Origin of the sequence: Marinobacter sediminicola (assembly GCF_031157525.1) — a bacterium.
GTDB classification, from domain to species: Bacteria; Pseudomonadota; Gammaproteobacteria; order Pseudomonadales; family Oleiphilaceae; genus Marinobacter; species Marinobacter sediminicola.
Genome location: NZ_JAVIXR010000004.1, coordinates 106,368 through 129,993 on the forward strand (window position 1 = coordinate 106,368; position 23,626 = coordinate 129,993).

General features: G+C 51.3%; 24 protein-coding genes. 4 read left to right on the forward strand and 20 right to left on the reverse strand.

Annotated elements, in window-relative coordinates; translation table 11 throughout:
• Positions 1-36: 36 nt before the first annotated feature.
• The 9 genes from RG807_RS07330 to RG807_RS07370 form a co-directional block, all read right to left on the reverse strand.
• Positions 37-1,122, reverse strand: a complete 1,086-nt coding sequence (locus RG807_RS07330) for a glutathione S-transferase family protein (RefSeq protein ID WP_309044312.1) — start codon at positions 1,120-1,122, stop codon at positions 37-39.
• Between the two features lie 62 nt (positions 1,123-1,184).
• Positions 1,185-1,517 (reverse strand): hypothetical protein, encoded by a 333-nt coding sequence (locus RG807_RS07335; RefSeq protein ID WP_309044313.1) that lies wholly within the window; start codon positions 1,515-1,517, stop codon positions 1,185-1,187.
• 77 nt (positions 1,518-1,594) lie between these two features.
• Positions 1,595-2,086 (reverse strand): TFIIB-type zinc ribbon-containing protein, encoded by a 492-nt coding sequence (locus tag RG807_RS07340; protein WP_494337497.1) that lies wholly within the window; start codon positions 2,084-2,086, stop codon positions 1,595-1,597.
• 108 nt (positions 2,087-2,194) lie between these two features.
• Positions 2,195-2,581, reverse strand: coding sequence for a DoxX-like family protein (locus RG807_RS07345; RefSeq protein WP_309044315.1), 387 nt, complete (start codon positions 2,579-2,581; stop codon positions 2,195-2,197).
• The gene (locus tag RG807_RS07350) at positions 2,574-3,011 is read right to left on the reverse strand and encodes a thiol-disulfide oxidoreductase DCC family protein (protein ID WP_309044316.1); all 438 of its coding nucleotides are present in this window, start codon (positions 3,009-3,011) and stop codon (positions 2,574-2,576) included. Before RG807_RS07350 ends, RG807_RS07345 begins: the two co-directional genes overlap by 8 nt.
• Before the next feature lie 126 nt (positions 3,012-3,137).
• The gene (locus RG807_RS07355; RefSeq protein WP_309044317.1) at positions 3,138-3,470 is read right to left on the reverse strand and encodes a YnfA family protein; all 333 of its coding nucleotides are present in this window, start codon (positions 3,468-3,470) and stop codon (positions 3,138-3,140) included.
• Positions 3,463-4,023: a DinB family protein gene (locus RG807_RS07360; protein WP_309044318.1), complete on the reverse strand. Its 561-nt coding sequence runs from the start codon at positions 4,021-4,023 to the stop codon at positions 3,463-3,465. Before RG807_RS07360 ends, RG807_RS07355 begins: the two co-directional genes overlap by 8 nt.
• Positions 4,024-4,062: 39 nt before the next feature.
• Positions 4,063-4,758: an aspartate/glutamate racemase family protein gene (locus RG807_RS07365; RefSeq protein ID WP_309044319.1), complete on the reverse strand. Its 696-nt coding sequence runs from the start codon at positions 4,756-4,758 to the stop codon at positions 4,063-4,065.
• Positions 4,759-4,775: 17 nt separating this feature from the next.
• Positions 4,776-5,051, reverse strand: a complete 276-nt coding sequence (locus tag RG807_RS07370; protein ID WP_309044320.1) for a hypothetical protein — start codon at positions 5,049-5,051, stop codon at positions 4,776-4,778.
• 208 nt (positions 5,052-5,259) lie between these two features.
• Between RG807_RS07370 and RG807_RS07375 the strand changes: the two genes are divergently transcribed.
• On the forward strand, positions 5,260-6,387 hold the full coding sequence (locus RG807_RS07375) for a zinc-binding dehydrogenase (protein WP_309044321.1): 1,128 nt from the start codon (positions 5,260-5,262) through the stop codon (positions 6,385-6,387).
• 269 nt (positions 6,388-6,656) lie between these two features.
• Here RG807_RS07375 and RG807_RS07380 read toward each other — a convergent pair whose 3' ends face one another.
• The 7 genes from RG807_RS07380 to RG807_RS07410 form a co-directional block, all read right to left on the reverse strand.
• Positions 6,657-8,228 (reverse strand): IS1182 family transposase, encoded by a 1,572-nt coding sequence (locus tag RG807_RS07380; protein ID WP_309044322.1) that lies wholly within the window; start codon positions 8,226-8,228, stop codon positions 6,657-6,659.
• A 169-nt stretch (positions 8,229-8,397) separates the two neighbouring features.
• Positions 8,398-9,360 (reverse strand): calcium/sodium antiporter, encoded by a 963-nt coding sequence (locus tag RG807_RS07385; protein WP_309044323.1) that lies wholly within the window; start codon positions 9,358-9,360, stop codon positions 8,398-8,400.
• Between the two features lie 132 nt (positions 9,361-9,492).
• Positions 9,493-9,822 carry a hypothetical protein gene (locus RG807_RS07390; protein WP_309044324.1) on the reverse strand — a complete coding sequence of 110 codons (330 nt, stop codon included), beginning with the start codon at positions 9,820-9,822 and terminating at the stop codon, positions 9,493-9,495.
• A 105-nt stretch (positions 9,823-9,927) separates the two neighbouring features.
• Entirely contained in the window at positions 9,928-10,428 is a 501-nt protein-coding gene (locus RG807_RS07395; RefSeq protein ID WP_309044325.1) for a TIR domain-containing protein, read from the reverse strand.
• Positions 10,429-10,439: 11 nt separating this feature from the next.
• The gene (locus RG807_RS07400) at positions 10,440-11,885 is read right to left on the reverse strand and encodes an SIR2 family protein (RefSeq protein ID WP_309044326.1); all 1,446 of its coding nucleotides are present in this window, start codon (positions 11,883-11,885) and stop codon (positions 10,440-10,442) included.
• A gap of 295 nt (positions 11,886-12,180) precedes the next feature.
• Positions 12,181-12,876, reverse strand: a complete 696-nt coding sequence (locus RG807_RS07405) for a TSCPD domain-containing protein (RefSeq protein WP_200371165.1) — start codon at positions 12,874-12,876, stop codon at positions 12,181-12,183.
• 29 nt (positions 12,877-12,905) lie between these two features.
• Entirely contained in the window at positions 12,906-15,050 is a 2,145-nt protein-coding gene (locus tag RG807_RS07410) for an adenosylcobalamin-dependent ribonucleoside-diphosphate reductase (protein WP_309044327.1), read from the reverse strand.
• Positions 15,051-15,669: 619 nt separating this feature from the next.
• Here RG807_RS07410 and RG807_RS07415 point away from each other — a divergent pair.
• A complete protein-coding gene (locus RG807_RS07415) occupies positions 15,670-16,488 on the forward strand; it encodes a DUF6160 family protein (protein ID WP_309044328.1) in 819 nt (272 codons plus the stop codon).
• A 50-nt stretch (positions 16,489-16,538) separates the two neighbouring features.
• Here the strand turns inward: RG807_RS07415 and RG807_RS07420 are convergent, their stop codons facing one another.
• The 3 genes from RG807_RS07420 to RG807_RS07430 all read right to left on the reverse strand — a co-directional run bounded on the left by RG807_RS07420 (position 16,539) and on the right by RG807_RS07430 (position 19,289).
• Positions 16,539-17,333 carry an ABC transporter ATP-binding protein gene (locus tag RG807_RS07420; protein ID WP_298446896.1) on the reverse strand — a complete coding sequence of 265 codons (795 nt, stop codon included), beginning with the start codon at positions 17,331-17,333 and terminating at the stop codon, positions 16,539-16,541.
• A 9-nt stretch (positions 17,334-17,342) separates the two neighbouring features.
• Entirely contained in the window at positions 17,343-18,245 is a 903-nt protein-coding gene (locus RG807_RS07425) for an ABC transporter permease (RefSeq protein ID WP_309044329.1), read from the reverse strand.
• Positions 18,246-18,314: 69 nt separating this feature from the next.
• Positions 18,315-19,289: an ABC transporter substrate-binding protein gene (locus tag RG807_RS07430; RefSeq protein ID WP_309044330.1), complete on the reverse strand. Its 975-nt coding sequence runs from the start codon at positions 19,287-19,289 to the stop codon at positions 18,315-18,317.
• Positions 19,290-19,530: 241 nt separating this feature from the next.
• Between RG807_RS07430 and RG807_RS07435 the strand changes: the two genes are divergently transcribed.
• Both RG807_RS07435 and RG807_RS07440 read left to right on the forward strand, forming a co-directional pair.
• Positions 19,531-21,198, forward strand: coding sequence for an AMP-binding protein (locus tag RG807_RS07435; protein WP_309044331.1), 1,668 nt, complete (start codon positions 19,531-19,533; stop codon positions 21,196-21,198).
• 127 nt (positions 21,199-21,325) lie between these two features.
• Positions 21,326-21,817, forward strand: a complete 492-nt coding sequence (locus RG807_RS07440; protein ID WP_309044332.1) for a thioesterase domain-containing protein — start codon at positions 21,326-21,328, stop codon at positions 21,815-21,817.
• Positions 21,818-21,823: 6 nt separating this feature from the next.
• Here RG807_RS07440 and RG807_RS07445 read toward each other — a convergent pair whose 3' ends face one another.
• A complete protein-coding gene (locus RG807_RS07445) occupies positions 21,824-23,512 on the reverse strand; it encodes an ABC transporter permease (RefSeq protein ID WP_309044333.1) in 1,689 nt (562 codons plus the stop codon).
• Between the last annotated feature and the right edge of the window lie 114 nt (positions 23,513-23,626).

A 23,626-nucleotide genomic window follows, 5' to 3' on the forward strand; every position in this document is an offset into this window, starting at 1 on the left:
TGTCACCCTTTTATAATGTGCGTTGAGCCTTGTAGTCTAGCTTTTATAAAGCCGAGCCCGCTTTAATTCCACCTTCACAGGTAAGGGCTCAGAAAAGACGGAAGCCAGCCCGAGTTCTAGGATAAACCCTTTAAGCTCTGAAGAGCCTGCGTCCACATTTTGATTGATTCGTTGCACCATCCAATAAGGATAGCTCACGTTGTAGCGCGTCTCCGATTCTCCCTCAATCGTTAACCTGGCGTCTCCAAGGCGTTGGGGTATCTTATCTTTAGCGGGGTTTTCATCTGCCCAGGATTTCACCCCCTGAATAGCTTGTTCTAACAACGGGGCCTGCAGTGATGACATTGCCTGCAATACTGGAATCAGTGTGTCAGGTATCTCATCATTTGGGAGCAAGGCTTCACAAGGCTGACCGAACGATCCATGCATTGCCATTAGCCACGTATAAAGATGATCGTATTTTTTAATTAAATCTACCGGTTCGGGGTCACGATGCAGGTGGGCGTAGAGCTGGCCATATAGTGCAAAGTCTCCAATGGTAGGCTGGCCGCCTAATAGAAATTTATGGGGCTGAAAATGTTTGTCCAACAGGGAGAGGATATTTTCAACCGCGACCTCTAACCTAGGCTCCATTTTCTTGGTGATGCCCAAAATTGGCAAATAGCCGGACATCTTCCCGGCGAACTTTTTAGCCACAGTGCGCTGAAGGACGCCTGGAAAATAGGGGAGTGCATTCTTGCCGAATTCGCCAATGATAAACTTCAAATTACCCTTGTAGTTCCAACGGTAGTGAAGGGAGGCCATGGGTAGCCATTCATCAGCAAACAGCTCCACCAACAGGCTGGCAAAGGCTTGCTTTGGCGTTTCTGGAAAAACCGGTTTGAGTCGGTTTTCCGTTTCATAAACATCGATGATATGGCTTGAATCTTGTAGCACGGAGCCATCGAGCCGAAACACAGTGGGCATTATTATTTTCCCAACGGCAGGCTGCACTTTTCTGAAAAGCGTATGAGCGTTGGGTGGCTTGTAGTCGTAGGGAATATTTTTGTAGTTGAAATAACTACGCACTTTTGCGGTGTATGGGGAAACATCCCACCCTAAGAGCTGGTCTTTTCTAGCCATTTTGTTCTCATTATTTTATGTTTTTTTGGCCGACGCTAAGCTGACGTTGATTGCGCAATATACTAAATGATTTCTTTTACGATCATGTTGCGAACCAGCTCAACGGCATCTCGGTCGTTGCCCGCAACCGCCACCCACACCTTGCTTTTGCCTTCTCCCATAGCCAGGCATTTTACGACTACTCGGTTGCCTTTGTAGGTGCCATAAATGCCGTGCTTGTTCTCGACCTGATTCTCCAGGCCAATCTTTTGCAGGGTAAATGAGCTCTGAATTTCACACGCTGCAGCAGACTTGTCGAGATCTTTGAACCAGGACCAAAGTTCCGGAGCTTTATCAGGTTCTTGGGCAAAACATGCACCACTGAGCAATACCAATGCCAGAATCCACTTTTTCATACACGTTCCTTGTCTTGAAAGTTAGCCTTGTCCCAGGCGTTTAGAATCAACTGCAAGCTGCTCAGGGGTAGATTGTGCTAATCCGAACCTATGAACTGAACAATGGGTGATTTCTTCTCATGGTTTTTAAGCCAGTCTCTCACCTCTACGGCTTTCGCTGCATCGTCTTCACCCACGATTCTTTTTAACCGCTCAACCTTCATGGAGTCCATCCTTGCCCCTCGCACATTTCTTTGCCATTGGTCGGTAAAAACCTTGGGAAGCTTGTGGGCAAGCTCTAATGACTTGAGTAGCTTCCATTCACTGCCGTCCAGCCATGCTTCATCACAAAAGCTACAAAGATCAATACGGTTTTTGTGGTCGCTCGATATAGAGAATTTGGTCATTATTTTGCTGCACTTTGGGCAGCAAAGGGCGGTTTTGGCATCGCTTTCCACAGTGACATCTGTGTCAACTTCCTCACTCTCGCCGATGGGCTGGTTCCTCTCCGCCCAATCACGATAGTAGAGCAGTGACAGCAAAGAGCCCTCACATTCCGGGCACCCCATAACGGGAAGTCCTTCTTCCATTCTCGTAGGCTTCAAATCAATATTTCTACATTTGGGGCACTGCATAATGCTTCCTTTTCTAAAAAAATCCTGATGCGTGGTGTGCAGCTTACTGAGGCGCAGCGTTAACTATTTCTCGGTCGCTTGCAGAAGATGCAAGCTGGCGATTGAAAGCGCAGCGACAGCAGCATTCGTTGTTATTGGATTGAACGCGCCACCCAGAAGTAAGGGCTGAACCAGCACTACGAATGCCAGCAAGCCTACCATTGAGGCTAATGTAAGCAGCAGCGGCCAACGATGCCGCCAAAATATCAAGATAGCAACGGCCATAGCAATCTCTAACACACCAGCGACAGTGGCTAGTTGAACTGCCTCAGAGCGTGAAAACCCTACCGCCATGTTCATTGCCAACTCATCCTCATGGGGGTAAAGCAATTTTGGAATCAAGCCTTGATAGAACCAAATAAAAGCAATGGTGCCCCGACATACTGCGTAACTTAAAAGTGGACTATTCACCCAGGAACCTTGAATCATGATCTTTGTTGGGAATCACACAAGCATCGTAGCGACCGAACAGCTTGTAGCGGTTTAAGGCAATTCGGTCGTATAGCCAGTCTCGAATCACTGATGGCACAACCCAACCAATGCAGGCCAATGGCCACGGCCATGGCAGTTCACGCATTACCCTGAAAAAGACAGTAGATTTTGTATAAATATCCGGCCCCTCAGCAAGCAGCATGGTTTCGTAATAGTCCGTCGGGAAACCGTGGGACTGAAGAATCGCCTGGCCTTCAGGTGATTGAACGGTCGCTAATTTAAATCGACGTTTTTTATCGAACCTAATGAGGAAGCGAGCCCATGCGGCGCAAAGTCGACACACGCCATCGAACAAAACCACAGGGTCCTGCGTAGCAACATTTGGTTGGGATTGCGGTTTCTGTTTCATAGTAAATTTGAGTTATTGATGTTTTTCTTCGGCATGATATGAACCGTCTTTTAATCCCGGACTGCAACAACCGGGTGCCAAATCTCGTCGGGGACGACGAAGCTTTCCCTTGGGCCTGTGCTTCGGTTATGTGGTGCGCGGTGCAAACATGATGATTGCCATACCTACCAAGGCAACCCCTGAGCCAACCAGATCCCAGGTAGTGGGCCGAATGCCATCTACTGTCCACAGCCAGAGAATGGCCGTGAAGATATAAACGCCACCATAGGCCGCATAAACCCTGCCTGCAGCCGTGGGGTGTAACGACAGCAGCCAGACAAATGCCGCAAGGCTCAACGCCCCCGGCACTAAGAGCCATATGGATTTACCTTCCCGAAGCCATAGGTAGGGCAGGTAACAGCCAACAATCTCGGCTAGAGCAGTGATGAGAAATAGACCAACGGTTTTCAACTCAGACAAAATAACCCGCTCCTACATGAGTTTCCTCCGGAATCAGAGCCAATAGGTCAGTAACCCCAACGTCTGCACCCGCCTGTGACAATAAAGCTGTGATTTGCCCTCGATGGTGAGTCTGATGGTTAAAAAAATGAAGAACAAGACTCGAATATCGCTTGTTGGCGGGAATCCCTTTGGAATTGTGGTAGCTGAGAACGAAATCCAGATCGCTTTCGGTTAGCTCGGCTATCCAGCTGATGATTTGCCGGTCAAGCCAAGCCCGATGCTCAGATAAGCTACCAATATCGTCAAACATCATCTGGCTCAGGCTTGTCGGCTTTGGAAGGTTAGCGACCTCCTGCAACGAGCTAACGCAGGATGGATGTGTGGCAAACCGCTTCAGCCAGACAGTGTCACCAACCAGGATGTGATTCAGTGTTCCCAGAATGGAGCCAAAAAAGGCACCGCGATCCTTGGCCAGATCTGCTTCAGAGAGTTGGCCTGCAGCCTCGTAGATCTTGGAGTTCATCCACTGATTGTAAGCAGCTAACAATTCAAAATGCTGTTTCAGGCTCATAAGCGTTGTGCTCTTTCATTCCCTTGCAGCAGCCTCTGGTTAAATCCTGCCCAAGGCATACTGAACCGCCTGCTCGGCATGTATTTCTGTGGTGTCATACAGTTTGACCTCTGTATCCGAGCCCTGAATCAAAAGGCCTATCTCCGTGCATCCCAAAATTACGCCCTGCGCACCGCGTTCAGCCAATGATGCGACAACATCCAGATACATGGCTTTTGAATCAGGCTTGATCACACCTTGGCACAACTCATTGTAAATCACCGAATGAACACGCTCTCTTTGAGACTCATCTGGCACAACAACCTGGATACCATGGTCCTGAAGACGCCCAAGGTAAAACGTCTGCTCCATAGTAAACCGTGTTCCCAGCAGCCCTACACAGGTTATCCCATCCTTTTTGAGCACGTTGGCCGTGGCATCTGCGATGTGGAGTAGGGGGATGTTTACTGAGCGTTCAATTTGGGAAGCGACTTTATGCATCGTGTTCGTACAGAGAACCAAAAACTCTGCGCCTGCCGACTCAACCGACTGGGCGACTGATCCCAGTATTTCCCCTGTTGCCTGCCAATCCCCTTGGTGTTGCAAGGCCTCAATCTCTGCAAAATCAACGCTATGAAGAACAAGTTTTGCCGAATGGAGCCCGCCGAGTTCTTCTCTTACTCGCTGGTTGATCAGGCGGTAATAAGTCTGTGTTGACTCCCAGCTCATTCCGCCAATTAGACCTATTGTTTTCATGGGATGCCTTACCGTGTTTACCAACCCCACCAGCCCCAAACTTTGGCTATAGCGCGCCAAACAGCCCCGAGAATAGATGGGAAGAGTTGCGGGAGTAGCAAAGCCAACACAGCAAATACGATGATGCAGGTGACAAGGTAGCTACTACTGAGAAAGCCATCCCAATAGACGGCCAGCTCCAGGTTTGCCCAGAGCCAAACGAACGCTGCGGTTGGGATAGAGAAGAACAGCGATGCGAAGAGGCTGATCAGCCTCGATTCAATCGGCCCACTTTGGCCGCGATTTTTTGCCATGATAGATGACTTCCTTGTGTATAACGTCAGCGTCCGCACCCGCCTGTAATAATAAAGCAGAAGCACGCCCCATTCAGCTCATTGTCGGTGCCATTGAGGGCAGTTGAACATTAATGCTTGGTGAAGTGCTAATCTGACCTCAGTTTACCGCTACGATCAAACAGTTCAGCGAAGTGACAGACAGCCTAACTTTTTCAGGAGAAGAAAAATGTCGGACACCAACATCGAACTTATTTCCACTATTAGCGAAGACAACACACTGGAACTTGCCCTGCGGGAGATCGAGATTCCCCAGCCCGGCGAAAACGAAGTGGTCATCCGCATCGAAGCCGCCCCTATTAATCCGTCTGACCTGGGAGTGATGTTCAGCGCGGCCGATATGACGACTGCCAGCCAATCCGGTAGCGCCGATCGCCCGGTTATCCGTGCCGATGTTCCGGCCAAGTTCATGGGCGCCGTTAAAAAGCGGGTTGGCAAGGCTATACCCGTCGGCAACGAAGGCGCCGGTACAGTTGTAGCTGCAGGCTCATCAGCCGCTGCGCAAAGCCTGATGGGCAAAACCGTTGCGTTCATTGGCGGTGGTAGCTACCGCCAATATCTCTGTGCCAAGGTGCAAAGCTGCCTGGAACTAGAGCCGGGTACGACTGCAGCCGAAGGCGCTTCAAGCTTTGTTAACCCGCTGACCGCATTAACCATGGTCGAAACCATGCGCGCTGAAGGTCACAAGGCTATCGTTCACGCTGCCGCCGCCTCCAACCTCGGACAAATGCTCAACCGCATCTGCATCGCCGACGGCATCGACCTGGTCAATATCGTCCGCAAGCCAGAACAGGAAACCTTGCTGCGGGAATTGGGTGCCAAATACGTGGTTAACTCCAGTAGCGACAGCTTTATGGCAGACCTGACCCAAGCACTGATCGAAACCGGCGCGACCATCGCGTTCGATCCTATTGGTGGCGGTAAATTGGCCAGTGATATTCTCACCTGCATGGAAGCCGCCGTGTCTCGCAACACCACCGAATACAGCGTGTATGGATCTGACATCTACAAACAGGTTTATATTTATGGCGGGCTTGATCGCGGCCCCATCACGCTAAACCGCAACTTTGGTTTTGCCTGGGGTGTGAACGGCTTTCTATTGTTCAATGCATTAGGAAAACTGAACAAGGAAACCGTGATCGCAATGCGCAAACGCATAGCCGCCGAGATCAAAACGACGTTCGCCAGCCACTACACTCACGAAGTATCCCTGGCTGGTACTCTACAACTGGATGCGATGGCGGTTTACGGAAAACAGGCTACTGGCGAGAAGTTCCTGATCAGACCGCAGAGCTGAGGTTTGGTGTGTGGCCGTGAGGCCATCCCAGGCTGCTGGGGGCAGAATGACTTCAGGAGCCTGGGTCTTTTTTGTGCTGTTTAACGAGCCTGTAGAAAAACCCTTCACAGAGCCTAATCCACAGCCGCTTTGTTGTTTTTTCATCACCTGCAATTGACTGCCGCGAGTTTTTTACATTTCGGCAGCATCGCAATATTATCCATATTCAGCTCCAAACACCGCCAATATGGCCCTATAAGAGCGATTTATTGGCAGTATCATAGTCCCGATCATGCCGCTATTTGTCCGTAATTCGCCAGTTTCTCAATATTGTGAACCAGGCAATACAACTGCCACTGGCCCTGCACCTTCTTTTTGCCTCGCAGGCTGAAGCGGTTCAGGCCCTTGTTGCTGCCGATGTTGCCGAACACCGGTTCCACCACCGACATTCGATGGCCGTATATCTCTTTGCCTTGTGGGCTATCCACCCGATGTTTCATCCAGTCTGTGTAGTTGGGGAGTCGTTTGTTTTCGATCGTGAACGACACCTGTCGGGCAGACCCATTGCGGTGATCCGCTGATGCTGGATTCTGCATGCACTTGTGCTTCTTCGGGCAGTGGCGGCACTGAAGCAACCGACCCTCGAAGTGCACCCGGATCTTGCCATTCTCAGCTTCCCTTTGGCCCCGGTAGGTCAGTGTTTCACCAGCCGGGCAGATACAGCTAAGGTTCACGGGATCGAACTGGAATTCACTGGTTGCAAGGGTGTCTTTCCAACCCTTATCCGGGAGGTTCTGGTGCCGTTTACCGTATTTATCTTTCTGCTCCGCGAACTTCGGGTCGCGGCTGCGGAAGCGGTTGTCCGGGATGTAGCCGTTGATCTCGTGTTCGTGCAGGTATCGCATGTTGGCTTCGTTGGCGAAGCCAGTATCGGCGGTGACAATCGCGCCGGTTTGGTAGATGTTGTCGGCAATGCCCAGCTTTTTATAGCGCTGCTGAACCGTCTCCAGCACCGGCGTTAAAGTGTGGTGTTCTTGCCCTTCGCCGAAGGCCTGGGCATCGATGATGATCTGGTGTTTCTTGTCCACCGTGGCCACGCCGTTATAACCCTGGATCGTGCCCTTGCTGGTGGTCATCTTGCCGCTTTCGTTATCGGTGATGTTGCTCTTCACTTCCTTGCGTCGTTTCCCCTGACCCATCCTTGGGCTGCTCGTCTTTAGGAAACGGTCTACTTTGGACATCGCTTCATCCAGCGACAGTATGGTGTTGGCGCGGCGAATGTCTTGATCCAATTCCACTTCGGTTTCCGCCTCATCCCGAGCGTGGTGTTCAGTCAGGTGGTGGCGAATCAGCCGTTTCAGCTTGTCCCGCTTTTCGCCCAACTCTTTAAAGGTGCCCGACCATTCTTTAGCCGCATCGGAGGACATTTTGCAGCCGTCGATGGCAAACAGCTCATTACCCAGCAACCCTTGTTCATGGCACACCAACAATACCTGCTCGAACAGTTCTTCAATTTCATCGGCGTGAAGGCTGACGAACTTGGCCAAGGTGGTGAAGTGGGGAAGCGTGTCGCAGGACAGCGCTTTAAAGATGATGTTGGTCTCGCAGCACCATTGGATCTCGCGGCTGGAGGTGATGCCCTTGGAGTAAGCAAACAGAATGATCTTCAGGAGAATCGCGGGATCATAAGCCGTGCGGCCTGTGTCGTCGTTGCGATACTTGGGGTGAAACACCGACAGATCCAGCTTGTGTTCAATCAGGTAATGAACGGCGTGTTCAAAGGTGCCAGGCTGAAGCTGTTCCTGATAATTGATGACGACCATCGCATCCTGGTCGTAGTTGTAATGCTTGAAGCGGGGCATTCCGACGACTCCTTGTCTGTTTGCTCAATGCTACCAAAAACGACCTGTTTTGGGGTTTTTCTACAGCCTCAACGCCTGAGCTCAGGTGCATTTGAGGCGATGCCTATTTTTGCGAGAGCAAAAATGGGCAGCGGGTCAAACGTCACTTGCAGCGATTTGTTAGGCCATTTCAGCCACTGATTACAGCAAAACTCAGCCATACGTAAATTCCATAGCCGACCACCAATACTCCACCCTCCAACCTGCTCAGGCGACGCCCCGTGTACAAGAACAACAGCAGAAGCAACGATGTTCCAAGCATGACCCATTGATCAAACTGCAAAATTCTTGCATGAACCGGAAGTGGCTGAAGAAGAGCGGACACCCCAAGAATCCCCAGCAAGTTGAAGATATTGCTGCCGAGTATGTTCCCAACAGCTACATCAGCGTGCCCCCGAATGGCTGAAATCACTGATATTGACAGTTCAGGAAGAGAGGTGCCCACGGCCACCAGCGTCAAGCCAATGACAGCCTCTGGCACACCCAAATGCTCTGCGATACCAATTGCCCCAATCAGAAGAACTTGTGATCCGCCGATTAACAGCAGCAAGCCACAAACCACAGCGACTACAGTCCACAATGCCGACTTTGGAATGGTGGAAAGCTCATCTGCTTCAGCTTGGTGCAATTCACCCGAGGGTGCAGCGTGGAATCGTTCGCTCCAGTAAGCCCACACCAAGTAAGCACCCAGAGCAGCAAGGAATATAGCGGCATCTGCACGCCCTAGCGCATTTCCTCCAACAAGAACGAGAAACAATACGCTTGCTGCTACTACCGTGACAGCATCTCGCCTCAATGCCAATGGCTTGACCACTAACGGCGTGATCAAGGCGCAAACACCCAAAATCAACAGAATATTGCCGATATTACTGCCAACGATGTTGCCAATAGCGATGTCCGGCTGCCCGTCGATTGCAGCATTAACGGAAACCACCAACTCTGGAGCTGAAGTACCGAAACCTACGATTACGAGACCACTTAGCAAAGGTGATACACGAAGGCGCCTTGCGGCAGCCAGCGAGCCACGAATCAGTGCCTCACCGCCACAGGTGAGCAAGGCAATGCCAAGAAGGAGAAACAGAATGTTCAACATCGTTACGAAGTTCCGGACACGGTCGTTTGCTCCTGAGGAAGTGGCAACACCATTGAAGGCCTAACGCCTGAAGCACAGCGGCGCCCTTTTAGGGGCGTCCGGCGGCCATCGGCCGCGTTCTGCTGCGCCTTGTTAGAGGGGAGCACTTGGCACAATTTCGGATAGCAGCTCGACGGAAACCAGCCTTTGCGGCGAGTCAGGCTGCTCGCTGAATAGTGCCCGCCACTTGGGATTATTGTTTTCGAAATCGGTTCTGCGACCGTAAGCGGCCATGTCCGGATACTCGATGAACAATTGAATGGAGCTGGTATCAGGCCCCGGGACGATGCACCGAAACAGACGTACAGAACTTGGCATTACTGGGCTGTCGAACTCAGGGCTAGCCGCTTGGCCCAACATTTCCATGAAGTCGTCAAAGCGCCCTGGGATTATTTCGTAAAGAAATTTAGCAATTACGGACATAGTGTTCTCTTCCCTCTAACGCCCGCATTTGCGGCTGGTTTGGAGCGCAGCGTAAAACCAGTCCGACAACATGCGCTTGTTATGCGCAATTGAGAAAAATTCAATTTAGTTGTTTTTCCTAATTTCTATTGCCTCTTCTACAGCATTAGCTAAGTGTTTGCTGATCCAATCATATCTCTCTTGGCTGGTTGTCCCTGTAGGGTTGTAGCACTTCACTATTGACGATAGCTTTTTTCCTGAGTTTCCATAACCAATATAATCAAACGGGTTGCTACCTTTTGATGAGGTGTTACCACCACTATCTTTTAGTCCATGGACATAAATTCCTACGACTCCTTTGCCATCGTCCCAGCCCTTAACTATTTCATGATTAATCCACTTCCTATCTGCGGTATTGCTGCCTACAAGAACTACAACGCATGACTTTCCAGACATTTCATTTGCAATCCATTTTTTTATCGCAGCATCCCCACCTTTTTTAACTGTTTCCCAATTGTTATCTGATGTAGGCTTATTTCCATCGATTGCTCCGATACTTCGTACAGTTCCAGCACGCCAGTTATCAGGTAAATAGTGAAAGCTGTAAAAACAGTTACGTTTAGGCATATTTAGCGTCCTTATTTTAATGATTTTAGTAAGTCAACTATTCCACTCTGAATCGTAGTCAACTCAGATTCTTTATCGCAAATTTGGTTTATGAATTTTCTTGCATTTTCAGGGAAAGCATCACTATCAAAATACCCCTCTTTCAGAAGTTGGCAATAAATTTGTCTACTTGCATATTCAGTTGCCCCTACAGGGATTAATAGCAACCCATTTGACTTTGCTATTTCAAATTCCTTGATCAGTCCATCAGCAACGACTAGCTCACCATCTTTCAATTTATTTCCAAATAGAAAAATGGCTATACCTGAATATGAAATCATGTCTGTTCGGTAGTCATGCCAAACTTGCGCGATTGGTCGAGTGCCAACTTCAGTCTGAGGGAATGGCCTGAGTATTAATTGGTCAGAATCCAAGCGCCGCCCGTTCATATAAACATGTTCTAGCGCCCCAGTAATTACAGAGCTACCAACACCTAAACCGAAACCAGATACTATTCTAAATCCTAAACTTGATATTTCTTTTGCTAGAGAGTACATGAAGTTTTCCGCAACTGAGGGCTCCCACCTACCATATTCATGCGCTGAGCCAGAAATGAAAATTGTATTTCTTTTAAAAGCCCACTCTAATTGCTGGAGAATATCCGTTATTTCTGCATAGCTAGATACCAATATTGTTTTTATTCCGAATCTAAGTAAATCCTGAATAAATAGCTCTTGCTTTCTTGCTCGGTACTCCGTGTCAGCTGGAGGTTCACCATCCTTTGGCTCAACAAGTTTTTGAATGCAATAGTGCTGCCGCTGATCCGTAGTGTAAGCAACGCGCACACGACTTAAGATATAATCTAAGTTGGGATCAGTAAAGCTAAAGCCTAGGAACAAAAAAGTTTTTGCTACAAGGTCACCACTAAGTGCATTTATGAATGGCTGCATTTTGACGTGGTATGTCTCATAATCATCCTTCGTAAGTACAGCCTCATCAGGATGTTCAATGTCTCCATGCATCTTGTAAACAACGGCGTCTCGCCCTCGTTTAGTAAAGCTCAACTGCTTAATTCTATATTTTGTATCAGGAATTTTTCCTGTTTCTGTTAAAGATTTTTCAATGAGCTTATCGTAATTTGTTGTCCAATATGTTGATATTGGAAGCTTGGCAAGTATCTGATGGTTCTCGGTAATTTCTGCATTGTCAGATAGCTCATTAATGAGTAACTGATTTAATTTTCCACGATTAGCCAAGTTTGAATTACAGTGGTACTGGGCCAAAGCAACTAAATCAGTTTCTTTTTCAATTTCAAGTTCAAGTTCTTCTGCTACTGGCCGAAGCAATTCTGACCAACTAACAAACCCTGCCGGAGCGGATAGCCCTGCACCAGCGAAAATAGCTAAATTCTCTTCGGTGAGATCCTTAAGTAGCTCTTGCACAAATCGTTGACGTTGTTGATCAGTAGTAACTTTCAATAGATAACTCCATTGTTAATAAATGCGCATAACAGCAATTAGACTGCACTATTCGTTATTAAACACCTTTGATGTCCGCAATAGTCCGCGTCGTTATTACGCCTTTCTTCAGAAACCAAACCAATAAACTAGCTCAAAACCAGGCGGTTACCAGTCCGGGGGGGTCAAATTCCGTAATATCACCGCGCAATAACGAAGCTGTCACACGAATACGTGCTTTCGTTAATGCTGGTCATAAAAAAAGGCCCGGGGCATTCGCTCCGGGCCTTCCTGTTTCTCATGCTTCCGAGTTACCTCAACCGCACTTACTATCCCCACAAGACAAGCAAGTCGCACAACCGTCCATCACAATCACCGCTTTGGTGCTGCACTTGCCGCACATGGTGGCGTTGGGTGGGAAGTCGCCAGCCTTGTCGTCGTTGGTTGCCTTGGCGTTATTGGCTTCAAACTCCGCGCGCTTTTCGGCGAGGATGCGCTTGGTGGTTTCGCTCATCTCTTCGCTTTCCATCAGGCCTACAGCCTTCAGGTGCTTCTCGATGACCGCGCCAATTTCAGCTACCAGGGAGGGCATGAATACGCCGCCCTTTTTGAAGTAGCCGCCGTTGGGGTCGTATACCGAGCGTAGTTCTTCCACCAGGAAGGTCAGGTCGCCGCCTTTGCGGAACACCGCAGAGATTACGCGGGTGAGGGCGATTACCCACTGGAAGTGCTCCATGGATTTGGAGTTGATGAACACTTCGTACGGCTGACGGCTTTCGTGGTCAGTGTCTTCGTTCAGTATGATGTCGTTGATGGTGATGTACATCGCGTGCTCGGCCACGGGCGGTTTGATCTTGTAGGTGGTGCCTACAAGAAACTCTGGCCGCTCGATGTACTCGTTCATTTGTACCAGTGAGGTTTCTGGCTGTGCTGCCGGCTGTGGGCTGGCTGCATCTGTGTCGGCTTTCTTTACCCGGTAGCCGACGATTTTGTTGCTGATTTTAACTGTCATGTCTCTATGTCCTGTGTCGGTGTTCCGGATCAATACTTTCCGTAGGTGCCTTCTTTAAGCGCGTCAAACAGGTTGGCGGCGGTGTGCATTTCGCCGTCGTACTCCACCTGTTCGTTGCCTTTCAGCTCTACTTTGCTGCCATCGTCGAGGGTGAACTCGTAGAGGGTGTTTTCCAGGTCTTTCTCTTTTACCAGTACGCCCTGGAAGGCTTCCGGGTTAAAGCGGAAGGTGGTGCAGCCTTTCAGGCCCATGTCGTAGGCGTAGAGGTAAATGTTTTTGAATTCCTGGTATTCAAAATCAGTCGGCACGTTTGCGGTTTTGGAGATCGAAGAATCCACCCACTTCTGGGCTGCGGCCTGGATGTCTACGTGCTGTGCCGGGCTTACATCATCTGCGGTGGTGAAGTAGCTGGGCAGCTTTTTGTCTTCTTCGTCTGAGAAGGGCATGGCACCGGGGTTTACCAGGTGGCGGTAGGCCAGCAGCTCGAAGGAGAACACGTCGACTTTTTCTTTGGTTTTACGGCCTTCACGGATTACGTTACGCGCATAGTGGTGCGAAAAGCTTGGCTCTATGCCGTTACTGGCGTTGTTGGCCAGCGACAGGCTGATGGTGCCTGTTGGTGCAATAGAGGTGTGGTGAGTAAAACGACCACCTTTTTCAGCCAGCTGTTCAACCAGTTCAGGCTCTACCTTGGCGATTTCCTGCATGTAGCGGCTGTACTTGGCGTGCAGTACGCGGCCTGGCAGCTTATCACCGATTTTGTGGCCATCTTTGGCCAGTTGTGGGTTTTTGCCCATCATTTTCGGGGTGATTTCAAAGTCGTCGCTCATGATCGGCGCAACGCCTTTCTCTTCCGCAAGGGCAAGAGACTGGCGCCAGCCTTCTACGGCCATTTCACGCACTACGTCTTCAGTGAACTGTACGGATTCATCAGAACCGTATGGCATACGCAGCATGGCGAGAGTGGAGCCCAGGCCCAGAATACCCATGCCGTGGCGGCGCTTGTAGTTGATTTCGTGGCGTTGCTCAGGCAAAGGCAGGCCGTTGATTTCTACTACGTTGTCCAGCATGCGGGTGAAGATGCCCACTACTTTGCGGTACTTCTCATAGTTGAAGCTGGCTTTGTCGGTGAACGGGTAGTCCACAAACATGGTCAGGTTCACAGAGCCCAGCAGGCAGCTACCGTAAGGGGGCAGGGGCTGCTCGCCACAGGGGTTGGTGGCGCGAATGTCTTCACAGAACCAGTTGTTGTTCATCTGATTGACCTTGTCGATCAGGATGAAGCCGGGCTCTGCATAATCGTAGGTGGAGGTCATGATGGTGTCCCAGATGAACTGGGCTTTCAGGGTGCGGTAAATGCGGCACGCCACCTTGCCTTCATCGTTAACCACGTAGCCGTCCAGTATGGGGAAGTCGCGGTACACGAACTGGCTTGGGTCGGTCAGATCCAGGCCTTCTTCTGCGACTTCTTTCTCGGTTACCGGGAAGGAGAGGTGCCAGTCGCTGTCGTTACGAACGGCTTCAATGAAGTCTTCGGTAATCAGCAGGGACAGGTTGAACTGGCGCAGGCGGCCGTCTTCACGCTTGGCCTGGATGAAGTCGATTACATCCGGGTGGTGAACATCGAAGGTTGCCATTTGCGCACCGCGGCGACCACCGGCAGAGGATACGGTGAAGCACATGCGGTCGAAGATATCCATGAACGACAGCGGGCCAGATGTGGTTGCACCGGCGCCGGCAACGTAGGCACCTTTCGGGCGCAGGGTAGAGAACTCATAACCGATACCACAGCCTGCCTTGAGGGTGAGGCCTGCTTCGTGGTTTTTCTCCAGGATGTCGTTCATGGAATCCTGAACGGAGCCAGATACGGTGCAGTTGATGGTGGAGGTTGCAGGTTTGTGCGCTTCGGCACCGGCGTTGGAGGTAATCCGGCCTGCAGGAATGGCACCGTTTTTAAGAGCCCAGGCAAAGTTCTTCATCTGCTCGGCACGAACATTTTTGTTCTCTACCTGAGACAGAGCTACCGCAACGCGGTGATACGTGGCGTCGATGTCCTTGTCTACAGGTTCGCCGGTTTTCGTTTTCAGCTGGTATTTACTGTTCCAGATATCCAGCGAAGTTTCCTGCATCGGAATCGTTGTAACCACTGCCTCTGCTTTAGCCTTAGCGTTCATTGCCACCCTCAATCTTCAAATATGACTGTTGTCTGTCGATGGCACCCTTTCGGCGGTGCCATTTCCCTGTAAAAGTTTGCTAAACCTGCGCTTGTGCTCTTGATCTTTGTACGGCGTTTATGTTTCGCCGATGAAACACTATATGTGGTGCTCGCGAGAACCTGCTGTAGTGCTCCGGTACCTGATAACTACACCCGGAAAACAACCCCGTAAGCGCTCATCTCGGGGCTTTGGCCGCTAGTATGCTTGCTTTGGTGCAGGTTTGCTAGGAAGTAGTTTGCCCTATATATGGGATTATTGTGGGGTGAGTATAACAGGATATAGTGGTTTGTGAATTTAAGCGGAGCTATTGAGATGTGACTTTTTGCAAAGAAAATCAATGGAAAATGGCTTGCAAGAAATAAAAGTTCGGTAAATCCGTCGCTTGGGCTCAAAAAATGGAAATTACTACATGTTGTGATCAAAAAATACGCGAAGTTGGTTGTTTTACCTAGTAAATACACACTATTTGTGACTCTTGCACGTATTCAAATCGCACGTGTCGCTAAAGTAGCGATGTGGCGTCGAAAACCGCAGTGGCCCACAGGATGTAATAACGACTATAAAAAGGAAACGAACAATGAAGGGCCTGAAACCTACATTGCTAGCGCTGTGTATTGCGGGGGTCACACCTGCAGCCATGGCTGACATACAGCGCCTGGATGATTCCATGATGGGTAACATCACGGGGCAGGCGGGTGTAAGTATTGAACTTGAAACGAAAATCGATATCGGCCGCTTCCTTTATTTCGATGAAGGTGCGCTGGCTATCGAAAACATCAGTATTGGCGGTGCCGAACGCACGGATTTCTTCGGGTTTGGCGGGATTGCCGGGCCAACCGGTACTGATCGGTTGGACAATATCCGGATTGATATTGATGTGCTTGCGGATGGCGATGCGGCGATTAATATCGTGCCCACAAAATTTGCTGCGGTGGATTTCCGTATCACCACAGGTGCCTGGTATTTGGCTGCCACAGACGGAAGTAACAACTACACCGATCTGATTGGCAACTTTTTTGCGGAAGGCTTAATGGGGCGTGGCTCGATTCACATCGATACAGCAACGGATGTGATGCGCTTCAGAACGGCCTTTGCGATTGAGACCATGGAGTTTGATGTGCCGTTCCTGGCGATTGGTGTTCGCGGCATGCAAATTACCGGTGCCGATTACGATCGCTCTTTCCCCAGCCCGTTGGATCTGTTTGCTGAGGTGGATCTCTATATCTACGAAGGCGCTCGGTTCTCTAACGGTTGGTCGTCTTTGGCGATTGAGATGCCGTCGTTCCGGGCGGATATCGGGATAGATGAACTGATTGTTGGTCAGCAGTCCATCGGCAGTATTTTTGTGGATGACCTTGCGATTACCAATACGTCGATGCGTATCTACGGTCACTAAGGGTTGGTGCAGTAACAAAAAAGCGGGAGCTCAAGGCTCCCGCTTTTTTGTTAGCCGAGCAGTAAACTGTCGTCGTCTACCGTTAGGCCTCGCTGCTTTTCAAACAGCTCCAGAAGATCCTTAACTTCCAGACCTTCCCGGTCTTTGCCTGCAATATCGAACACCACCTGGCCCTGGTGCAGCATGACTGTGCGGGTGCCCACTTCCAGCGCCTGCTTCATGCTGTGGGTGACCATCAGAGCCGTCAGTTTTTGCTCGTTAATGATCTTGGTGGTGAGTTCCAAAACAAAGGCGGCTGTTTTGGGGTCCAGTGCTGCGGTGTGCTCGTCCAGCAACAGAATCGCGGATGGAGTAAGACTTGCCATCAACAGGCTTACGGCCTGGCGTTGGCCACCGGAGAGTAGGCCCATTTTGTCGCCAAGGCGGTTTTCCAGCCCGAGGTTCAACGAGGAAAGGCTTTCCCGGAATTTGTCCATGTACTGTTTTTTAACGGCGGTGCCCAACCCACGGAACTGGCCACGTTTGATGGCGAGCGAGAGGTTTTCTTCAATGCTCAAGCCTTCGCAGGTGCCTGCGAGAGGGTCCTGAAAGACTCGTGCCACTCGTCCCGCGCGCTTGTGGGTTGGCAGTTTGGTAACGTTTACGTTGTCGACCACGATAGTGCCGCTATCCACCAGGGTTTCGCCTGCCAGAGCGTTCAGGAAGGTGGACTTGCCGGCGCCGTTACTGCCAATCACGGTAACAAATTCACCCTGATTTACGGTCAGGCTCATGCCTCGCAGTGCAGGGTTCTCAAGAGGAGTGCCCTTGCCGAAGGTAAGCCGGAGATCGGTTGCGCTGATCATAGTGTCTCCTCAGGCCTTTTTGCGGGTGAGTTTGTTTACCAGAGAGGTGCGAACACCAGGCAATACAATTGCCAGGGTAACCAGCACAGCGGTAATCAGGTTCAGATCTTGCGCCTGCAGGCCAAGGAAATCGGCGTTCAGTGCAAAGGCAATGGCCAGGCGGTAGATAATGGCACCAACCACGCAGGCAATCAGCGCGCGCACAACGGTTGAAGGCGTGATAACCGCTTCACCACCAATCAGTGAGGCCAAGCCAATAACAATGACGCCAACGCCCATGGTTACATCGGCAGCGCCCTGGCTTTGGGCAAACAGAGCGCCCGCCAGGCCAACCAGGCCGTTGGATACGGCAACACCAAGAATAATCATGGCGCCGGTGGCGATGCCTTGGGCGCGGGCCATTCTGGCGTTAGCTCCGGTGGCGCGCATGGCCAGGCCGGTTTCAGATTTCATGAAGCGCCAGAGAAGAATAAGGGCGACAATAATCACGATCGCAAACAGCAATACCGGCACTTGGTGGTAGGCGATGTCCAGCGAGTACCAAGGGGTGAGTACGGTTTCTTCACCTAGTAGCGCTATGTTTGGCCGCCCCATAACCCGGAGGTTGATGGAGTAGAGGGCAATCATCGTGAGGATGGATGCCAGCAGGTTCAGGATGTTCAGTTTTACGTTGAGTATCGCAGTAACTGCACCGGCGGCCATGCCGGCAAGGACGGCAGAACCGGTTGCCAGCCAAGGGTTCCAGCCTTCCATAATAAGGACGGCTGCAACGGCTGCGCCAAGGGGGAAGCTGCCATCAACGGTCAGATCCGGAAAATCGAGTACACGAAAAGAGAGGTAGATACCGAACGCAACCAAGCCATAAATAAGGCCAGTTTCGACTGCGCCGTAAAATGCAATTTCACTGAGCATGGGAAAGATTCACTGTGGAAGAAAAACGGGCGGGCCCTTTATACAGAACCCGCCCGTGTAAGTCAGGTGTTACTTGCCACTACTAATCACTTCAGCAGCTTCTGCGAGTACGTCGTCTGGCAGGGTGATGCCCATGCGCTCACCGGCTTCGGGGTTTACAAACAGGTTGAGTTTTTCCATGGTTTCTACCGGCATGCCAGCTGGCTTTTCACCGTTAAGGATGCGCACAACCATAACGCCGGCCTGGCGGCCGTGGTCGTAGTAATCAAAGCCCAGTGCGGCAACGGCACCACGGGCAACGGTGGCTGTGTCGGCTGCAAATACCGGGATTTTGGCACGTTCGCCCACAGAGATTACGGCTTCAGCGGCGCTGATCACGGTGTTGTCGGTGGTCAGGTAAATAGCATCGGCTTTGCCCACCAGGGAGCGCGCTGCACCGAGTACTTCGGAGGTCTTGGTAGCGGCACCTTTAACCAGAGTCAGGCCGCGGGCTTCAAGGCGCTCTTCAAGCAGTTCAATAAGAGATACTGCGTTGGCTTCACCGGGGTTATATACGGTGCCGATACGCTTGGCATTCGGAACCATGCGCAGCAGCATGTCGATGTGCTTGTCGATAGGCAGCATGTCGCTTACACCGGTTATGTTCGCACCTGGTTCTTCAGCAGTTTTTACGAGTTTAGCGCCGACCGGGTCTGTTACGGCTGCAAACACGACCGGAATATTCCGGGCAGCGGCGGCAACAGTTTGTGCAGACGGTGTCGCGATGGCCACGATAACGTCGGTGTTATCGCCCACAAATTTACGGGCAATCTGGGAGGCGATAGCGGAGTTACCTTGGGCACTTTCGTGCATGAGTTTGAGGTTTTCACCCTCAATAAAACCCTGTGCAGCCAGTTCATCTTTCACACCTTGATGAACAGCATCGAGAGCAGGGTGCTCCACAATCTGTGTAATAGCGACAACACGCGGTTCCGCGGCCATTGAAAGACTTGTCAGTGCCATTAGTGACGCGCCCAGCAGGGTGCGCAGTGTTTTCTTGGCCATATTGCCCATCTCCGAGGTTTGATACGGTATTTCGAGTTGTTAAGGTGCGGGAGTTTATCACAGCCTCACCCACTTGTTGTTAGAGCGTGCTAACGTGTTTGCAGTCTGATTCGTTATTCTCCGGTTGAGTTTCTGTTCAGCAGGCTTGTGTCACGCTTTGGCCCGCCATAATGTGTTGAAATATGCTACTAAAGTCTAAATAATGCCCTTATAAATCAAATAACGTACGTAAGGAAAGTCCATGCCAACTAAAAATAAATTGCCCCTGGATATGGTCTATCACTGGGAAACGGCTAAATCGAACTCCCTGTATATGACACAGCCCATCGGAGATGGGAAGGTGGTTGAATACACTTGGGGTAGAGCGGTCGACGAGGCCCGCCGAATGGCGTCGTATTTGAAGTCGCTCAATCTTCCGGAAAAGAGCCGAGTAGGCCTGATTTCCAAAAACTGCGCGCACTGGATTATGACCGACTGGGCAATCTGGATGGCGGGCCATATTTCCGTGCCTTTGTATCCAACGCTCAACGCTGACACGGTCAATTACGTGCTGAATCACGCCGAGTGCGACGTGTTGTTTGTGGGCAAGCTCGACGACTGGGATATGATGAAGCCGGGCGTTCCTGAATCTGTTCGCTGCATTTCCTTCCCCCTGAGCCCGCCTAATGATTTCGAAACCTGGGATGATATTGTTGCCAAGTACCCGCCGCTGGAAGAAAACGTTCAGCGTGATGCAGACGAGCTGGCAACCATCGTTTACACCTCCGGTAGTACCGGGCGGCCCAAGGGCGTCATGCTCAGCTTCCGCAATATGGCATACGCGGCGGAAGGTGGTATGGATGTGCTGCAGGTAGGCCCCAATGAGCGCATGCTGTCTTACTTGCCTCTTGCTCATGTGTTTGAGCGTACGTTTGTTGAGCTTGCATCGCTGTATGCCGGCTTTCACCTGTTCTTTGCGGAATCTCTCGACACCTTTGTTGATGATATGAAGCGCGCGCAGCCAACTCTGTTCCTCTCGGTTCCGCGCCTTTGGGTCAGGTTCCAGCAGGGTGTTCTGCAGAAGCTGCCACAGAAAAAGCTGAATACGCTGCTGAAGATTCCTGTGGTGAACAAGCTGATCAAAAAGAAGGTTCTCACTGGGCTGGGCCTGGATAAGGTCAAGTTGGCGGGTAGTGGTTCTGCGCCGCTGGCCGGTGATGTGCTGGATTGGTATCGCAACCTTGGCCTGGAGTTACTTGAAGGCTACGGCATGTCGGAGAACTTTGCCTATTCCCATATCAACAAGCCTGGGCGCTCCCGCACCGGTTATGTGGGTGAATCCATGCCCGGCGTAGACACCAAGATTAGCCAGGAGGGTGAAATTCTGGTGAAGAGCCCGGCCACTATGATGGGTTACTACAAGGATGAGGAAAAATCCAAAGAGGCCTTTACCGAAGACGGATTCCTGAGAACCGGCGATAAGGGTGAAATTGACGAGATGGGCCGCTTGAAAATTACCGGCCGGATGAAGGAAATCTTCAAGACCAGCAAAGGGAAGTACATTGCTCCCGCGCCCATTGAAAACAAGTTGATGGCAAACCAGTCTATCGAGCTGGTGTGCGTGTCGGGTGCCAATCAAACCCAGCCCTATGCCATGATTCAACTGGCGGAAGGCGTTCGGCCCAAGGTAGGCGATGCGAACTTCCGGAAGGAGCTTGAGGCGGAACTGACGGAGCTGGTTGAACGGGTGAACAAAACTGTGGATCCCCATGAGCAACTGGCGTTCGTTATTATTGTTAGCGATGAGTGGAGTATCGAAAACAGCTTCCTTACACCAACGTTGAAGCTGAAGCGGAACGTGGTGGAGGATACTTACGAAGGCAAAGTAAACGAGTGGTATGCGCAGAAGAAGAAGGTAGTTTGGCAGTAACGCGCAATCCGTTTTGTTTCAAATCAGGCCCGGCTCACGCTGGGCCTGATGCGTTTTGGAACCGACATTGGTCGCATTGGGAAAGACGAGTGGCGGGCATAGAATTAACTCACATCAGGAGGGGTTTATGGCTCAGCTTTCCGCGTTCCAACGGCGCATCCATGAGGAAATTCCGCTTTCTCGCGCGCTAGGCATCCAGCTGCATTCATGGGATGGCAGCTCGTTGCTTCTCAGCGCCCCGCTTGCGCCCAACATCAATCACCAAGGTACGGGTTTTGGTGGTAGCGTTTATTCAGTGGCCGTAACCGCAGCCTGGGGGGTCACGGAGCTTGCGCTGGCTGATCTCGGGTTGAAGGGGAGTGTGGTGGTGCAAACGGGGAGCATTGATTACCTTGAGCCAGTCACCTCTGACTTCTACGCCATTTGTCGCCTACCTGGGGATGAAATTCCGGAGCGCTTCAGGAAAAGCCTGGCAAGGCACGGTAAGGGCCGTCTGGATTTGACCACAGAGGTGTTCTGCGGCAAACCTAACCCTTTGCCCCACGGCGATCCGGTGGCGGTGTTTCAGGGCCGGTTCGTGGTTCAGGACGCCCGATCAAAGATGCCCCCGCAGCTTTGAGGTGTATCAGGCCATAGAGCGGGAGTTGGAGATGGATCGGCTCATCAGAATGATGGGAATAATACCGGCCAATACAATAATCAGGGCAGGCAGAGCGCTGTGGTACAGGCGCTCATCAGAGGCAAACTGGTACACGTAGGTGGCCAGGGTTTCAAAGTTGAAGGGCCGGAGTATCAGCGTGGCTGGCAGTTCCTTCATGCAGTCCACAAACACCACCAGTGCGGCGGTTACAAGGGTGCCGCGCAACATGGGTAGGTGCACCTTTACCAACGTTTTACCCGGGCTGTTGCCCAGTGACCGCGAGGCCATGTCCATACTCGGGGTAATCTTCTGCAATGCACTTTCGACGCTGCCGGCGGAGACCGCAAGAAAGCGCACCGTATACGCAAATACGATGGCGAAGGCCGAGCCGCTCAGCAGCAGGCCGGTGCTCACACCGAAGTAATCCCGCATCAGGCTGTCCAGCCAGTTATCAAAACCCGCCAGGGGCACAATCACACCCACGGCCAGCACGGCACCCGGCATGGCGTATCCCAGGCTTGAAAGCCGCATGAGCACCTGCATGCCGCGGGTATTGTGAAGCCTGCGGCTGTACGCAAGGGTTACGCCGATCAAAAGGGTGGTCAAGGCCGCGGTTCCAGAAAGGAACAGGCTGTTAAATGTGTTGCGCACGAAATCCGGGTTCCAGCTTTCACCAAAATACTCCCATGCATAAACACTCAGCGTGACGCCGGGAACGACAAAGCCAAGCACCACTGGCACGGCGCAAACAGCAACGCAGATCAGCTGCCGGGGGAACGACATGGTAAAGCGGCGAATAGGGTCGCGGTTGTCTCGCGCTGCGAATTGTTGCTGGCGTCGTCGGGAATAGCGTTCAAGGGTGACCAGAATAACAACGAAGATAAGCATGGTGGTGGCAATTTGCGCGGCGCCGCCCAGGTTGCCCAGGTTCATCCAGGTATCAAACAGGCCAGCGGTGAGCGTTTGTACGGCAAAGAAATCGACGGTGCCAAAGTCGTTCAGTGTTTCCATTAATACCAGTGAAAGACCTACAGCGACGGCAGGGCGGGCGATGGGTAGAACCACTTTGAAAAAAGTGCTCAACGCTGAATGGCCAAGGCTGCGGCTAACGGCAAACAGGGAGGGCGACTGTTCCAGAAAGGCGGCACGGGCAAGAAGGTAAACGTATGGGTAAAGCACAAGGCCGATCATTAACGTGGCCCCTTCCAGACTGCGAATTTCCGGGAACCAATAATCGGCGGCGCTGGTCCAGCCAAACACATCCCTCAGGGCACCTTGTACCGGGCCGGCATAATCCAGAAGGCTGGTGTATACATAGGCGATAACATACGCCGGAACCGCAAACGGCAACAACATCGCCCATTCAAAGAACTTGCGCCCCGGAAATTCGCACATGGTGACGGCCCAGGCGGTTGCAAGGCCGATTACCAGAGTAATGGCACCGACACCGGCCATGAGCTTAATGGTGGTTACAAGGTAGCGGGGTAAGGTTGTATCCAGCAGGTGTGGCCAGATGTTTTCTTCAGGGAAAAAGGCCAGAAAAATAACGGTGAGAACCGGCAGCGCGACAATGGCAGTGGTGAGTGCAGCACTGACCAACCAACGGCGTGAGGTTCGCTTTGCCAGCAAGGGCTGGGTTAGCCCGGGGTTAACGCTGGTCGCGACCTCGCTCATAGGGTTCCTGTTGGCAATAGGGAATAGGGTTTAACGTTGAAGGGTAGGGATTGTAGTCAGCTCAAATAGCCGCTGCAATGACTGGTGTCATTTGCCAGGCCGATTTAAAGAAAT